The organism is Shewanella sp. MF05956, from assembly GCF_059758055.1.
In genome coordinates this window covers 304,772-320,813 of sequence record NZ_JCAYNV010000002.1, presented here as the reverse complement: position 1 = coordinate 320,813, position 16,042 = coordinate 304,772, and the positions used below count along the sequence as shown (strand labels likewise).

The 16,042-nt window shown below is 44.2% G+C and carries 14 protein-coding genes and 1 riboswitch; of the genes, 12 read left to right on the top strand and 2 right to left on the bottom strand.

The annotated features are described in order from the left end of the window. The first annotated feature begins 217 nt into the window (after window positions 1-217). From AC19MX_RS03310 to AC19MX_RS03290, 5 genes are all read left to right on the top strand, one after another. Window positions 218-1,504, top strand: a complete 1,287-nt coding sequence (locus AC19MX_RS03310) for an acetyl-CoA hydrolase/transferase family protein (protein ID WP_432399119.1) — start codon at window positions 218-220, stop codon at window positions 1,502-1,504. A gap of 340 nt (window positions 1,505-1,844) precedes the next feature. Continuing rightward, on the top strand, window positions 1,845-2,495 hold the full coding sequence (locus AC19MX_RS03305; RefSeq protein ID WP_498296473.1) for a YitT family protein: 651 nt from the start codon (window positions 1,845-1,847) through the stop codon (window positions 2,493-2,495). 298 nt (window positions 2,496-2,793) lie between these two features. Continuing rightward, window positions 2,794-3,162, top strand: coding sequence for a PH domain-containing protein (locus AC19MX_RS03300; RefSeq protein WP_432399117.1), 369 nt, complete (start codon window positions 2,794-2,796; stop codon window positions 3,160-3,162). A 246-nt stretch (window positions 3,163-3,408) separates the two neighbouring features. Then, window positions 3,409-3,831, top strand: coding sequence for a thioredoxin TrxC (gene trxC / locus AC19MX_RS03295; protein ID WP_124729954.1), 423 nt, complete (start codon window positions 3,409-3,411; stop codon window positions 3,829-3,831). 117 nt (window positions 3,832-3,948) lie between these two features. Continuing rightward, window positions 3,949-4,407: a DUF3465 domain-containing protein gene (locus AC19MX_RS03290; protein ID WP_432399116.1), complete on the top strand. Its 459-nt coding sequence runs from the start codon at window positions 3,949-3,951 to the stop codon at window positions 4,405-4,407. A 240-nt stretch (window positions 4,408-4,647) separates the two neighbouring features. Here AC19MX_RS03290 and metH read toward each other — a convergent pair whose 3' ends face one another. Continuing rightward, window positions 4,648-8,364 carry a methionine synthase gene (gene metH / locus AC19MX_RS03285; protein ID WP_432399115.1) on the bottom strand — a complete coding sequence of 1,239 codons (3,717 nt, stop codon included), beginning with the start codon at window positions 8,362-8,364 and terminating at the stop codon, window positions 4,648-4,650. A gap of 210 nt (window positions 8,365-8,574) precedes the next feature. Between metH and AC19MX_RS03280 the strand changes: the two genes are divergently transcribed. The 7 genes from AC19MX_RS03280 to cobO all read left to right on the top strand — a co-directional run bounded on the left by AC19MX_RS03280 (window position 8,575) and on the right by cobO (window position 14,692). Then, window positions 8,575-9,285 carry a histidine phosphatase family protein gene (locus AC19MX_RS03280; protein WP_432399114.1) on the top strand — a complete coding sequence of 237 codons (711 nt, stop codon included), beginning with the start codon at window positions 8,575-8,577 and terminating at the stop codon, window positions 9,283-9,285. Then, window positions 9,284-9,402, top strand: a riboswitch (cobalamin riboswitch). (Overlaps the previous gene by 2 nt.) Before the next feature lie 79 nt (window positions 9,403-9,481). After that, the gene (locus AC19MX_RS03275; RefSeq protein ID WP_432399113.1) at window positions 9,482-10,291 is read left to right on the top strand and encodes an ABC transporter ATP-binding protein; all 810 of its coding nucleotides are present in this window, start codon (window positions 9,482-9,484) and stop codon (window positions 10,289-10,291) included. Further along, complete coding sequence (locus AC19MX_RS03270) at window positions 10,284-11,417, top strand: FecCD family ABC transporter permease (protein WP_432399112.1); 1,134 nt, start codon at window positions 10,284-10,286, stop codon at window positions 11,415-11,417. The genes AC19MX_RS03275 and AC19MX_RS03270 overlap by 8 nt, the downstream gene beginning before the upstream one ends. A 75-nt stretch (window positions 11,418-11,492) precedes the next feature. Further along, complete coding sequence (gene cobT / locus AC19MX_RS03265) at window positions 11,493-12,587, top strand: nicotinate-nucleotide--dimethylbenzimidazole phosphoribosyltransferase (protein WP_432399214.1); 1,095 nt, start codon at window positions 11,493-11,495, stop codon at window positions 12,585-12,587. 9 nt (window positions 12,588-12,596) lie between these two features. Then, window positions 12,597-13,382, top strand: coding sequence for an adenosylcobinamide-GDP ribazoletransferase (locus AC19MX_RS03260; protein ID WP_432399110.1), 786 nt, complete (start codon window positions 12,597-12,599; stop codon window positions 13,380-13,382). After that, window positions 13,382-13,912: a bifunctional adenosylcobinamide kinase/adenosylcobinamide-phosphate guanylyltransferase gene (gene cobU, locus AC19MX_RS03255; RefSeq protein WP_432399109.1), complete on the top strand. Its 531-nt coding sequence runs from the start codon at window positions 13,382-13,384 to the stop codon at window positions 13,910-13,912. Before AC19MX_RS03260 ends, cobU begins: the two co-directional genes overlap by 1 nt. A 141-nt stretch (window positions 13,913-14,053) precedes the next feature. Beyond that, complete coding sequence (gene cobO, locus AC19MX_RS03250; protein WP_432399108.1) at window positions 14,054-14,692, top strand: cob(I)yrinic acid a,c-diamide adenosyltransferase; 639 nt, start codon at window positions 14,054-14,056, stop codon at window positions 14,690-14,692. Between the two features lie 297 nt (window positions 14,693-14,989). On the opposite strand, the gene AC19MX_RS03245 is transcribed toward cobO, so the two are convergent. After that, on the bottom strand, window positions 14,990-15,328 hold the full coding sequence (locus tag AC19MX_RS03245; RefSeq protein ID WP_432399213.1) for a cytosolic protein: 339 nt from the start codon (window positions 15,326-15,328) through the stop codon (window positions 14,990-14,992). Window positions 15,329-16,042: the final 714 nt, after the last annotated feature.

Genomic DNA, 16,042 nt, shown 5'->3' with positions numbered 1-16,042 from the left:
TGAGCTAGGCGGAGAAGCTAAATCTATAAACTAAATCTATGAGCTAAACGTGCTTGAAATAGCCGTGTTTTTCGGCTGTTAGTATCATCAATTACCTCTTTGCATGTCTCAATTACTCAACTATTTTGTGCTAGCTCAACGTTACCACTACCAACACTATTAAAGGGGGAATTAACCGCTTACACTACAAATAGCTTAATTACCTAGAGTAATATTAATGAAACCAATTATTTGTAGTAGTGCATTAGAAGCCGTCTCCTTAATTGAAAGTGGCGAAACCTTGTGGACTCATTCCATGGGGGCAACTCCAACATTATTATTAAACGCGTTAGCCCAACATGCATTAACAAAGCAAGAGTTAACATTATTGCAGTTGCATACCGAAGGTGCTGAGTCGCTAAGTGATCCCAGTTTACAGGGGCATCTACGCCATCGTTGTTACTTTGCTGGCACACCCACGCGCTCGCTGTTGCAACAAGGTAATGCCGATTATGTGCCAATTTTCTTGTCTGAAGTGCCTAAGTTATTTCGTTCAGGTGAGCAAAAAATCGACACGGCTATTATTCAAGTCTCTCCGCCAGACAAACACGGTATTTGCTCATTAGGTATTTCGGTTGAAGCCACACTCGCGGCTTGCCAGGTGGCGGGTAAAATTATTGCTCACATTAATCCCATGATGCCTCGTACCCACGGAGATGGATTTATTCACTACAACAAGCTTGCTGCAGTATTTGAGCAAAGCCAGCCATTGCCGCAACATTTAATCGATTCAAGTGATAAAACCAGCCAGGCCATCGGTCAGCATGTTGCCACCTTGGTTCGCGACGGTGATTGCTTACAAATGGGCATAGGCGCTATTCCTGATGCGGTATTGTCGTGCTTAACAGCGCATAAAGATTTGGGCGTTCATACTGAGCTCTTTTCAGATGGCGTGCTGAATTTAGTTGAATTAGGCGTAATCAATAACAGTCGTAAAAAAGTGCATCCAGGAAAAACGGTCACTGGTTTTGCGCTGGGTAGCCAACGACTTTACGATTTTGTCGATGACAATCCTTCGGTGATTTTTATGGACATCGAGCAGGTGAATGACACCGCAATCATTCGTAAAAATCCTAATGTCATGTCGATTAACTCGGCGTTACAAGTTGATATATCGGGGCAGGTTTGTGCCGACTCTTTAGGGACTAAAATATACTCAGGCGTGGGCGGGCAAATGGACTTTATTCGCGGAGCTGGGCTGTCAGAAGGTGGGCGTTCTGTTATTGCGCTGCCAAGTACTGCAGCTAATGGTACTGTGTCGCGAATTGCTACAGTATTATCGCCAGGGGCGGGCGTAGTGACCACTCGTGCGCATGTTCATTATATTGTTACCGAGTATGGTATAGCCTATTTGCGCGGTAAATCTTTACGAGAACGTGCTCGTGCGCTTATTGACATTGCCCATCCAAGATTTAGAGAGCAACTTTGCCAAGAGGCTTTTGATATGTGGCAGCTCACGGTGTAATGCATATCTAGCATGCGTGTTTATTGCTTGGAGCTTTAATTGATCTATAAGCTCACATGTTTACCGTTCGAGGAGGCATGTGCGAGTGAATATTTTCAATATTGAGCTCATTATCAATAATATACCTAGTATCATTAAATTTACAGTATATATGTTGATCGTAAACAAATGTGTACAATCGGGGTGTTCTTCACAATATTTCTCTTCTGGCCCGACCTGATAAATCGACTTCGATTCGCTACACTGCGCGCCCTTAATATGTTGCTACTTTAAGCTTTTGGCGTAACGCATTGTGTTTGCAGCATGAATAATTATCTCTAACAGTAAGGATAGACAACTCATGCAATTCCCAACACACCGATTTTACGAAGACATATTGGCTTTGTTTTGTGCAGGTGTCATGGTGTCTTTAGGTGTAACCCTCTATAACAGTAATCAACTGATTACCGGTGGGAGCGCTGGTATTGCCATTATTGGTATGCACCTATCATCGTTAAGTTTTGGGGTGTTATTCTTTTTAGTCAATGTGCCTTTTTACTACATTGCATGGACCAAACTCTCTAAGCGTTTCACCATTAATACCTTCATTTCAGTATCCATCATTTCAGTGATGACAGATTACATGCCGATGCTTATTCATATCGATAATGTCCATCCCGTATTTGCCGCATCGGTTGGCGGAATGTTGATTGGAGTGGGTATGTTGATTATGTTTCGGCATAAATCAAGCTTAGGTGGTTTGGGTATTTTGGCGCTATATTTGCAAAATAAGTATTCAATTCGCGCCGGTAATTTTGGCTTATTAGTCGACACCATTATTTTGAGTTCTTCCTTGCTGATGTTTCCTGTCGAGGTGGTGTTCTTGTCGGTAATGGGCGCTGCGATGTTAAATGTACTCATTGCTATTAATCATAAGCCCGGCCGTTATCAGGCATATGTTGAGACTAAAGTGAAAAAAGAGACAATAGATTTGAAGACCCAAAAAGTTTAGCGCTCATAACATGTCCGTTTTGTTTGTTTGGCAATGTTTGGCCATGTTTGGTATTCGTTGTTGCAGCCAGTGTTGCAGCCTGTGTCTGTAAAGCAGCAGAACACCACAATCATAGCCAGTAATTACTGTTATTGTTATTTCCAGTACCACTGGAAGAGTGCTGGTGAACCTGAGATCACTTCTGTGACTTCTGGGTGTTAATGGTATTAAGTGCAAGTTCTCTGATTGCCTGCTTAGATTTGTGTGTTGAGAAGACAATAATCATTGCGGATAATGTTTTATATAAAAAGGATATTTTATGATCGATTTTAATAATAAAGGCTTTTTTAAGCTTAAGCAAAACCCTGATTTTGCTGAAAAAGTGAAGTATTTACTGTTAGATGATGAACAAATCGTCGATTCGTATAAAACGATGCGTGATGGCGTGGTTTTTACCAATAAGCGAATTATTGCGGTAAATGTTCAAGGCATTACAGGCAGCAAAAAAGATTTTACATCTTTGCCTTATAAAAATATTGTCGCTTATTCAATCGAAACATCAGGCACTTTCGATTTAGATTCAGAATTAGAAATCTATTTCTCCGCTATCGGTAAAGTGAAATTTGAGTTCACAGGTAAGTCTTCAATGCTGGAAATCTCAAAAATAATATCGGGCTATTTATTGTAAGCATCATTTGTCACATTCACGATTAGGTCATCTATTGTGAGCAAGGCGTGGCTGTTCACATATTGTTTGGATCAGAAGGCATTTATGATCCGAAAGCGTTCAGAAAGCGTTTGTGGTTATCAATCTTGTGTCATAAGTCTAGGGCCATAAGTTTGGTGTAATAAAACAAACATCGATAATTCGATTAACACACCAACTAGGTTTATGATTTAATCGTCTCAATAATGAAGTTGATGAGGTCTAAACATGATAATAGCTTGCCCACACTGCGATACCTTAAATCGAGTTCCTGAAGAACGTCTTGAACAACAACCCACTTGTGGGAAATGTAAAAAGCCTGTCTTTATTGGTGAACCGATAGAGTTAACCACGACGAACTTTGCCCACCATGCTAATAAGTCTGAATTGCCATTAGTCGTCGACTTTTGGGCCAGTTGGTGCGGCCCGTGTAAAAGCTTTGCGCCTGTGTTTACTCAAGCCGCTAAAACCTGGGAACCCAAATTTCGTTTTGGTAAACTCAACACAGAAGAGCAACAAGCTTTAGCTGCGCAGTTTAATATCCGCTCGATCCCAACGTTAATGGTATTTAAACAAGGTAAAGTGATTGCCCAACAATCCGGTGCCATGCCTGCATCGTCGTTTAACCAATGGCTAGAGTCGCTGAAATAGCTTTTTGACATTAAAAATTTCAGTATCAGACCCGAATTTAGATAATAAAAAACGCGACTATACCTCGCGTTTTTAATTCGCTTCATTGTAATTATTGTTCAAAAGGATTTGATTCTCATGAAAAAAATACTGCTCATTGGCTTACTCGGCATCGCGTTATTTGGCTATTTAGACAAAAACGTTCAAACCACCCAAATAGTACAAAACGTTTTCGCGGCTGATATCGTTGCCAGTGATAGTGCCAGTAACAGTGCCTTACAAAATGCCATTGATAATCGACAAAGTAATGTTCAAGTTGCGGGGTCTGGTGAGGTAACAAAAATGCTCGCCGATGATCTAAAAGGCAGTCGTCATCAACGGTTTATTTTAAAAATAGCCAGTGGAACGACCTTGCTGGTTGCTCATAATATCGATTTAGCATCACGTATAGACGGCCTAAATGTTGGCGATACCGTAGAATTTTACGGTGTGTATGAGTTTAATAATAAAGGCGGCGTTATCCATTGGACTCACCACGATCCACGCGGAAAGCACCAAGGCGGTTGGTTGAAGCACAATGGTAATGTGTATCAATAAACTTTGTTATTTGTAAATAGCAATTTGTGATTTGTAATGGGTGATTCTTTCTAACGCTAAAGCTAAAGCTAAAGCTAAAGCTTGCCTATATTAAGGCTGAAAATTGCAGTCGCAGATAAATCATCTTGATGACACGTTAAATGCATCATCAAGATGATATGCGAACTAGAGTATACTCAGGGTCATTCTCTACTCTGGATCATTCTCTATTCAGGATCACACTTTATTCAGAATCACGCTTTACTCTGGATCATAGTCCAATATCGGTGATAACCACTTTTCAGCTTCTGCTAATGTCATGCCTTTACGTTGTGCATAATCTTCAACCTGATCTTTACCTATGTTGGTCACGCCAAAATAGCGTGATTTTGGATGGGCAAAGTACCAGCCAGAAACCGCAGCGGTAGGGTACATGGCAAAGCTTTCGGTGATATTCAAGTCGATAGTTTCATCGGGTTTGAGCAAGTCCCACAGCAAGCCTTTTTCTGTGTGGTCTGGGCAAGCTGGGTAACCTGGTGCAGGGCGAATACCTTTATAACGTTCACGAATTAACGCTTCGTTATCTAACACCTCATCTGCGGCGTAGCCCCAAAATTCTTTACGAACCCGTTCATGCATACGTTCGGCAAAGGCTTCAGCTAAACGGTCGGCTAAGCATTTGAGCATAATGGCGTTATAGTCATCGTGGTTGGCCTCAAATCGGGCTACATGTTCATCAATACCGTGTCCTGTTGTCACCGCAAAACCGCCCATATAGTCGGCAACGCCACTGTCTTTTGGTGCAACAAAGTCAGATAAACAGAAGTTGTCATTACCGACGCGTTCAAGTTGCATACGCAGGTGATGAGTGGTCATTTCTAATGTGGTGCGCGATTCATCGGTATACAGTTCAATGTCGTCATGATTCACGGTATTAGCAGGGAATAAACCGATAACGGCTTTAGCGGTAAGCCATTTTTCACTGATAATTTGTTTCAGCATCGCTTGGCCGTCAGCAAATAATTTAACCGCTTCTTCGCCCACAACTTTATCTTTTAAAATTTCTGGGTAATGTCCGTGCAGCTCCCAGCTTCTAAAGAACGGTGTCCAGTCGATACGCTCCACTAAGTCTTCTAGTGGGTAGTCATCAAACACTTGACGGCCTAATACATTAGGGGTGAATGGGGTGTAGTTTTCCCAGTCATGTTGGCAACGATTTTCACGTGCTGCTTCAATTGATACGATGGTTTTACGCTTGGTTTGCGACAGGCGTTTTTCACGCATGATGTCGTATTCTGCATAGGTTTCGTCAATGGTAGCTTGGCGAGTGTTGTTATTAATGAGCTTCGACACGACTGGCACAGCGCGTGAGGCATCGGCAATGTAAATCGCACCGTGTGGATAGTGTGGGGCAATTTTTACTGCTGTATGAATTTTAGAGCAAGTAGCACCGCCAATAATGGCTGGTATGGTTAAGCCTTCACGGTGGAAGGTTTTCACGTTGTGCACCATTTCGTCCAGGCTTGGGGTGATAAGTCCTGACATACCGATAATGTCGATGTTATGTTCTTTCACGGCGTCGAGGATTTTCTCAACCGACACCATGACACCCAAATCGAAGACTTCAAAACCATTACACGCTAATACCACGCCAACAATGTTTTTACCGATGTCGTGCACATCGCCTTTTACGGTAACCATCAAAATTTTACCGTTGGATTGACCTTCTACTTTTTCAAGTTCGATATACGGGTTTAAATAGGCGACCGCTTTTTTCATTACTCGGGCCGATTTAACCACTTGGGGTAAAAACATTTTGCCGGCGCCAAATAAGTCACCTACCACGTTCATGCCATCCATTAATGGACCTTCAATCACATCAAGTGGGCGGGTGGCTTCAAGACGAGCAGCTTCGGTGTCTTCATCGATAAACTCAGTGATACCTTTAACTAAAGCATGCGATAAACGTTTCGATACTGGCCAGCTGCGCCATGCTAGGTCTTCTTTTTTAGCCACTTGCGAGCCATCACCGCGATATTTTTCGGCAATGTCTAACAGTTGTTCAGTGTTGCTTGAATCGGCCACTGGGCAAGGTAAGTTTTGTACCACGTTTTCGACTCTAAGCTTAAGCTCTGGGTCAATGTCATCATAAATCGCTAATTGACCTGCGTTTACAATCCCCATGTCCATACCCGCCTGAATCGCATGGTATAAAAACACTGCGTGAATGGCTTCACGCACTGGGTTATTGCCGCGGAACGAGAACGACACGTTAGACACACCACCTGAAATCATGGCGTGTGGCAACGTCGATTTAATGTCTTTGATTGATTCAATAAAGTCGACAGCATAGTTGTCGTGCTCATCAATGCCGGTCGCGATAGCAAAAATGTTCGGGTCGAAAATAATATCTTCTGGGGCAAAGCCAACCACATCAACCAAAATGCGATATGCACGGGTACAAATTTCGGTTTTACGGGCACGAGTATCGGCCTGGCCTTGCTCATCAAACGCCATCACAATGGCCGCCGCGCCATAACGTTTTACTAATGTGGCTTGTTTAATAAAGGCTTCTTCACCTTCTTTCATCGAAATTGAGTTAACAATCGACTTGCCTTGCACGCATTTAAGACCCGCTTCAATCACTTCCCATTTTGATGAGTCGATCATGATAGGTACGCGTGAGATGTCTGGTTCTGAGGCAATGAGATTTAAAAACTTGGTCATCGACGCGGCGCCGTCGAGCATGCCTTCGTCCATGTTGACGTCGATAATCTGTGCGCCGTTTTCAACTTGCTCACGGACAACATCGAGTGCTTCTTCAAATTTTTCTTCTTTGATTAAGCGTAAAAATTTAGCCGAGCCTGTTACGTTGGCACGTTCGCCGACGTTAACAAATAATGAGTTGTGATCAATTGTTAATGGCTCTAAACCCGATAACCGACAGGCGACAGGAATGTCGGGGAGCTGTCTTGGATCATGTCTAAGTACCGCTTCACGAATCGCGTTAATGTGGGCCGGTGTGCTACCACAACAGCCGCCGACAATATTAAGCATGCCAGCTTCAGCCCATTGAGTAATGACTTCGGCCATTTCTTCTGGGGTTTCATCATAACCACCAAACTCATTAGGTAAGCCCGCATTTGGGTGGGCAGACACATAACATTCGGCAATGCGTGATAATTCTTCAACGTAGGGGCGCAGCTCTTTTGGGCCAAGGGCACAGTTAAGGCCAATCGATAATGGCTTAATATGGCGCAGCGAGTTATAAAATGCCTCGGTGGTTTGCCCGGTAAGGGTACGACCGGATGCATCAGTAATGGTACCCGAGATCATCACCGGTAAGCGCTCGCCAATGTGATCGAACACTTTTTCAATGGCAAATAATGCGGCTTTGGCATTTAAGGTATCAAAAATGGTTTCGACCATAATAATGTCGGCACCACCTTCAACTAAGGCGCTGGTTGATTCAACATAGGCTTCGACTAATTGATCAAAACTGACATTACGAAACCCAGGATCGTTAACATCTGGGCTAATAGAACAGGTACGGTTGGTTGGGCCAAGCACCCCAGCAACATAACGAGGCGTGCCTGTTTGTGCTGCTACTTCATCGGCAGCCTGGCGGGCTACGCGGGCACCTTCAAGGTTAATTTCTGCCGACAAGGCTTGCATGTCATAGTCGGCCATGGCGATAGTGGTGGCGTTAAAGGTATTGGTTTCAATGATGTCGGCACCGCCAAGCAGGTATTTGACATGAATGGCCTTAATCAACTCGGGTTGGCTGAGCACTAATAAGTCATTATTACCTTTAACATCGCAATGCCAATCTTTAAAGCGTTCGCCGCGATAATCTTCTTCTTCCAACTTATGATCTTGGATCATGGTGCCCATCGCACCATCTAAAATCACAATACGCTCTGCTAACAATGCGTTAAGTTGTTCAAGTGTTTGACTGTGAGAAGTCGACTTCGCCATAAACAGTTACCTTTTTATCACTATATTGCTTGATACCTTGATTAAGATAAGCATACCCTTAAATCAATCTAAAAGGGCGATATCCTCATTGAGCTCATCAATGGGCTAACTTACATGCTTATCTACTCAGAATGTGTTTGGACATATAAACGTATAGACGGCTATAGTACGCGAGTTTTTATCACAAGGGCAAGGCTGAGGTTGATTTAAATGAAACAAGCTAAAATCATTTTTTTACGCCACGGCGAGTGCGAAGGCGGTGACATTGCCCGTGGCCAAATTGATGTTGCGCTCACAGAGCAGGGGCGTGAGCAAATGCGCCAAGCCTTTAGTAGTGTGCCTTTACCCATTAAGCAAATATTTAGCTCTCCTTTAGTGCGCTGTCAGCACTTTGCCGATACGCTGTCGCAGCAGTTATCCATACCATTAACGACATTGCCAGCCTTACAAGAGGTCAATTTTGGCGTATGGGATGGGCAAACTTATGATGCGATTTATCAAGCCAGTCCAAGCCAATTTGATGCGTACTGGCAAGACCCATGGAAAGTGGCGAATACACCAGATAAGGGTGAGAGTTTGGTGGATTTTTATCACAGGGTGCAGCAAGGCTTTATGGTGGTAGTCGACAGTATGTGGCAAACACTTAACCTTGCAAATGAGCCAGAAGCTAATCATCTGCAAGCCTTAGTCATTACTCATGGCGGGGTAATGCGTTGCATTATGGCGCATGTGCTTAATGCCAGCCAAAACAACGGATTATTCGCTAACCTAGCCATCCCCTATGCTGCTATTATGTCTGTTGATGTGTACTGGACTGAGCCTAGCGACAGTAATACACCTTTAGCTGCTAATTCAGTGTTTCAACCTGAGGTTAGCTTTAGGATAAACTGGCCGCAACAAGTGGCGGTAGATACACGTTAATCATTATGTAATTCAAAGTATTGGGAATTGGGTTAAGCCCAAACTGTACCCGCAACTGTAGGTATTCAACTCGCCGTTGAATATAAGTCAGATACCAGCTTTAAATTGCCTCAACCCCCATACCTAAGCGGGTGACTTAGGGGAGTTATTATGTTGATATTCATTGAAGTATGTTGGGCATGGGAAGGTGTAAAGCATGCCTGAGTCAGTATTAGATGTTGAACACCTATTTTGGCAAGTTAACGGTAAAACCATTCTCGCCGATATTCATTTCAGCTTACCGAAAGGGCAAATGTTAGGGCTAATTGGCCCAAATGGCGCGGGTAAATCGAGCCTATTACGTTGCTTATACCGTTATATTGTCCCGAGCAGCGGCAATATTGACTTGTTTGGCAAAGAGTTAACGACCTATTCAGCTAAGGCATTAGCGCGCACGGTTGCCGTAGTACAACAAGATACGCCGCATTACTTTGACCTGACGACAGAGCAGTTAGTCACCATGGGGTTAACACCACATAAAGGCTTATTTGATGCGACAACTCAACATGACCGCGAGTTAATTAACAGCGCTTTAGCTAAAGTTGGCCTTAGTCAGCATGGCCAACAACCTTACGAACATTTGTCTGGCGGCGAAAAACAACGTGCCCTTATTGCGCGTGCCATTGTACAACAGCCGCAAATCCTTATTTTAGATGAGCCCACCAACCACCTGGACATTCGGTATCAAATTCAAATTTTGGAATTAGTGGCTTCACTTGGGATCAGCGTGATTGCATCGATTCACGACTTAAATTTAGCCAGCGCCATGTGTGACAAATTACTGTTACTGGATCAGGGTAAGCTTATTGCTAAAGGTCATCCGACCGCGGTGCTGACTGAGCGGCAAATCAGTGATGTGTTTGGCGTGTGTTGCGAGGTGAATGTTCATCCTCAGCATGCAAAACCATTGATCAGTTATTTTTATGGTTATCAAACCGCCAACAGAGCGAGCCAACAAGATGAGTAACCCGGCTCAAACTCGATACTATTGTGTGTTAGTCGTCATTGTTGTGGCGACGCTATTCACGCCATTTTTTGCTGCCAGTTTTGGTGCCGCTAACATTAGTTTTACAGATGTCATCAGCGTGTTTAAATCCTTGTTTAGCAATAACCCTGCGCCAGAACCGGCAGACATACTTGGCGGCATTACTGGCGCGGATAACACTTCGCCGGTGAGCAGTTTAACTCAACGGATTATATTTGAGCTGCGTTTACCGCGTATTTTACTGGCGTTTGTGGCGGGTGCCGGTTTATCTATTGCAGGGAGTGTGCTGCAAACGGTAACGCGTAATCCGCTTGCCGATCCGTATTTATTTGGCATTAGCTCAGGAGCGTCATTTGGCGCAGTGGTGGTGATTTCGCTGTTCAGCCAAACGGGAGTATTTGCTCAGTTGTTTGACGGAGCACTACTGGTATCGTCTGTTGGACAACAACCCTGGTGGTCCTGGTCGATGCTCAGTTTACCTGTGGGTGCCTTTATTGGGGCCACGTTGTCCGTGCTGCTGGTGGTCGCATTGTCGGGTATTGGCCGTACCAGCCAAGTTGAGCGCATGTTGTTATCTGGGGTCGCGACGTCATTTCTGTTCGGCGCCTTAACCAGTTTATTACTGTATTTTTCAAGCCCGCAAGCGACCGCATCAGTGCTATTTTGGAGTTTAGGCAGTTTTGCTAAAGCCAGTTGGGCACAGTTATGGCTGCCTACGGTAACCGTTGGCGCGAGCTTACTGATTATGCTCGCCTTTAAACGACAAATTATGGCGCTGCAAGCCGGTGATGAAAGCGCGCATACCCTTGGGGTTAATGTGGCAAAATTGCGCTTAAGCATGCTGTTGCTGTGTTCATTAATTACCGCCATGTTAGTGGCCAGTTGTGGCGGTATTGGTTTTGTGGGGTTAATGATCCCACATACGGTTAGGCTATTGTTTTCCGGACGTCAGCCGATGATATTAACTGCGGTATTGGGCGGTTTATTTATGGTGTGGATTGATGTGATTGCGCGCTGCTTATTAGGCAATCAAGAATTACCTGTCGGTATCATTACTGCATCACTTGGCAGTGTGTTCTTTTTGTTTATTTTACGTCACCGTCGATAACAGGATGAAGAAGTGAAGCCACTATCTATATCGAAATCTATGCCAGCATCTATACCGCAATCTATGCCCAAGCCTATATCGCAATCGATAGCAGAGTCGTTATTTACCATTACTGCGCCGAGTCGCGAATACGATGATGCCATTGAGCACAACATTAATCAAAAAACCAAGCCGCTTGGTGCATTAGGACAACTTGAGTCGTTGGCATTGCAAATTGCACGAGTGCAATATAACCGTGATAAAACGTTAATGAGTCACCAAGTTGCAGATGTGGCTTTGCACATCACTAAGCCGACGTTGTTAGTGTTTGCTGCCGACCATGGTATCGCCGCATACGGTGTGTCAATTGCCCCAAGCGAAGTGACCACTCAAATGGTGCATAACTTTATTAATGGCGGCGCGGCGATTAATGTATTTTGTCGCCAGGTGGGGTTTGCGTTAGAAGTCATCGATTGCGGCATTTTACAGCCATTAGATCGCGACAGTGGTGTGGTCAATCAGCGCTTAGGTGCAGGAACCCAAGCCATGCATTTACAGCCGGCGATGTCGTTGGCACAAGTTCGACAAGGATTTGAACTGGCAAAGGATTTAGTCGCAAGACATGTTAATAATGGCACAACGATTATTGCATTAGGCGAAATGGGCATTGGCAATACCAGTGCGGCAGCGGCGGTAATGGCGGCAGTGCTAAATCTTGATGTTGAAATATGTGTCGGGCGCGGCACAGGCATTAATGATGCGACGTTAGTAAAAAAAATCACATTAATTAATCAAGCAATTGATTTGCATCGTAATGAACTGACGTCCATTGAGTCGATTCTAGCGCATTTGGGCGGTTTTGAAATCGTGCAAATGGCCGGCACTATTTTGGCGGCAGCTGAGCAAAAAATATTAGTGGTCATTGATGGTTTTATCGCTACTGCTGCGGCATTAGTTGCGCTAAAATTAGCACCACAATCAAACGATTATTTAGTGTTTGCTCATGAGTCGCACGAGCAAGGGCATAAGTTAATGCTACAAACGTTGCAGGCAACACCGTTGTTGTCGTTAGGATTAAGGCTAGGAGAAGGGACTGGCGCAGCATTGGCCCTACCTTTGATACAAGCCGCAGTGAATTTTTACAATCAAATGGCCAGTTTTGATAATGCTGGCGTTAATAATGTGGTTTAAGGGAACAAAATGTCTGGCGATATAAAATGGTTGCGGCAGTTAAATTTATTTTTTGTGGCGATGAGTTTTTTTACTCGCATCCCTATACCATCCTGGGTAGTGATCGACAGTGACAAACTCAACAAGGCCAGTCGTTATTTTGGCCTAGTCGGTTTACTTATCGGCTTAATTTGTGCGTTAGTGTTTTGGTTGGCGCAGTTAATTTTACCAGCCAGCATTGCGATTTTATTGTCGATGGTTGCGGGTGTGCTTATTACCGGTGCATTCCATGAAGACGGCCTAGCTGATACCGCAGATGGTTTTGGCGGTGGCTGGACAGTAGAAGACAAGCTGCGCATCATGAAAGATTCGCGCCTAGGCAGTTATGGTGCCTTATCGTTAGGGTTAGTGTTGTTGCTTAAATGGCAATTATTGGTTGAACTTGCGCTTTATAGCCCAATGGCTGCCGTTAGCGCGCTCGTTGCCGGACATACCCTTAGCCGCGTGGTGGCATCGAGCTTAATTTTCAGTGAGCAATATGTTCGTGATGATGCTAGCAGTAAATCAAAACCTGTCGCCCAAGATCAGCAATTAAACGATTTGTTTATTTTGATCGCCAGTGGCATTTTTGTACTGTTATGGCTTAATGGCCTAGCTGCTTTTGTGTTATTCATTACCCTGTGGTTAGTCCGTATTTTGTTGGGTGGTTTTTTCCGCAAACAGATTGGTGGTTACACAGGCGACACCTTGGGCGCGGCGCAACAAATTAGCGAAGTTTGCTGTTACTTAGTGATATTAGCGGTAGGGTTAAGCTAGTGATTCATTTGGTGTTGGGCGGCGCGCGCAGTGGCAAAAGTCGATTTGCTGAGCAGCGTGTTGCCGAATACGCCGCCATCGGTTACTCATGTGTATATGTTGCGACTGCAACAGCGCTAGACCATGAAATGACTCAACGTATTGCCAAACACCAGCAAGACCGAGTGTCCAGCGCCCATAGCTGGACACTACACGAACAAGCTTTTGATGTTGCCCAAACCTTAAAGGCAATTGATAAGCCGCAACAAGTTATCTTAGTCGACTGCCTAACGCTGCTATTAACCAATCATTTACTCGACCCCAATCCTGGCCGTTGGCCACAACAAAAGTCGTTACTGCTTGAATGCCTCACTCAATTACGCAGTGATGTGGTGTTAGTGAGTAACGAAGTTGGATCAGGAATTGTGCCTATGGGCGAGCTCAATCGTCAATTTGTCGATGAGGCAGGGTGGTTAAATCAAGCTATCGCCAATATGGCCGATCAAGTAACGCTAGTGGTCGCAGGGCTGCCATTAGCGTTAAAGCAATAGCAATAAGCAATAAGACTTCAGCGTACATGCACTCGATGTACAACAAATACCGATTAATCAGATCCATTTGCAGCCAATCGCTCGTATTGTTGGCGTAATATAAGCGCATTTGAATATGAGCACATTGACAGGAATACAGCTATGACAACGGATAACCAACAAACTGAACAAACCAACGCGATTGATGCCACTAAAGCAGAGCGTCACAAAGCGCGTCAGCAAAAAGTAAAGCAAGGCGTGGACGCCCAAATTGCTGCAGCGCAAGATGAAAAGGGTATTTTGTTAGTGTTAACCGGTAACGGCAAAGGAAAATCAACCTCAGGTTTTGGCTCAGTTACTCGCGCTGTGGGTCATGGTCATAAAGCGGCTGTAGTGCAATTTATTAAAGGCACCTGGGCTTGTGGCGAGCGTAATTTATTAGAAGGCGCAGGCGTTGAGTTTCATGTCATGGGAACCGGTTTTACCTGGGAAACTCAAGACAAAGAAAAAGACACCCAAGCTGCAATGGAAGCCTGGATTGAAGCCGAAAAAATTCTCAAAGACGAATCGATAAACATGGTGTTGCTAGATGAGTTAACCTATATGGTCAGTTATCACTACATCGACCTTGAGCGAGTATTAACGGCTTTGAGAAACCGCCCTCCAATGCAGCATGTCATTATCACCGGCCGCGCCTGTCATCGTGACATCATTGAGTTAGCCGATACAGTCAGCGAGGTTCAGCCGATAAAGCACGCGTTTAATGACGGCATTAAAGCGCAACTTGGGTTTGATTATTGATTTATTGATTTATTGTTGTGCTGTTTGATGTGATCTAGACCACCGAATAGACCATTAAGCCTCTTCTCATTTTATGGGTAGGGGCTTTTTTATGGTTTAAGTTTATCGGGAACTAGCGAGTTGGAGTATGTGTTGTGCCTTTTATTGGTGAACAAAGTAACGGAATCATCAATGATTTCAGTTGCAGCAAATTGGGCATATTGATTGGGCTTCTAACTCATTTTTCACCAAAAATTGGTTCAAATATGGCCAGCTCACCTATTCTTTTGTAAAAAGTCTTCAACTTACTGAATAATTTCAGTCTATTCGGGTAATAAAGGTTTGCTCGTCATCCACAAAAGCTACAAAGCCGCCGTGATAGATAAATACCCGACCACGCCCCTCAACAAAGCAGGCAAGCTGTGGGTTCAAATCTTCTTCGTTACCTTGTCTTTGATATGTGCCTATATCGGTGATTACGCCGCTGTGCGCAGGCAAATATCCATAAGTGCGCTTGGCTTGATCAACCAAGTTCAATTCGCTGGCGGTAGAGAAGCAAGCGGGTATCGTACCGGCTTCTTCGATAAACATCGTTTTCAGTTCTTCAAAAGCTGTGATCACTAGCCAGTCGATGTCGTTAACATGATGGATAAACATTGAGTTTCTCGGTAATTCTGATGCGCAGATTTTAACATTATCAGAGGCAGAACGTAGTAGAGATTTAGTCATTTTGTGAAATTGACGGTCATTGACTAGGCCACTTTTAAACACGCCTTTGCCCAAAAGTGAGTGACTAAGCGATACGCTTTCAGTTGTAATAAAATGACTATTCATCATTATAGTGTCTAGGTGCCGTTTCGATTTGTGAGGCTTTGCTTCCAGCGACAAGTAAGCTCAATTAGATACGTCTTCCCGGCAATGCTTTTGAGCCGGGATCCAGGTGTTATTTTGTTGTTTGGTCGTTTTGTACTTATGGCCTGCGGCCACCAACGTCGTGGCGCTTCACCCACACCAGACCAAGAGGAAACCAACGGCTGTTCCCTCTTGGATCTCCCAGCCGCCCCGCAACATTTTCAAACAGCGAAAAGTCGCCATGGGGATTGATCCTGCTTTTGACTTTATTGGGTAACTGCCTCAGCCTTATTCGAAAATGCTAACGCTTCCGATGGTACATCCTGTACCGCGAAAGCTAAGCTCACATCCATGTGAGCTTCACGCTATTTTCATCAACGGCCTCAGGTTCAGAGTTGAATCAATCCCTTTAAAGCAAGGCATATTACTCGTTTTCCTCATTCCGAGTTAGCAAGGTGTATCAGGGGAAAGGCAATAACCGAGCAATGAAAAAGATTAAACATCATCAATCCCACCTTA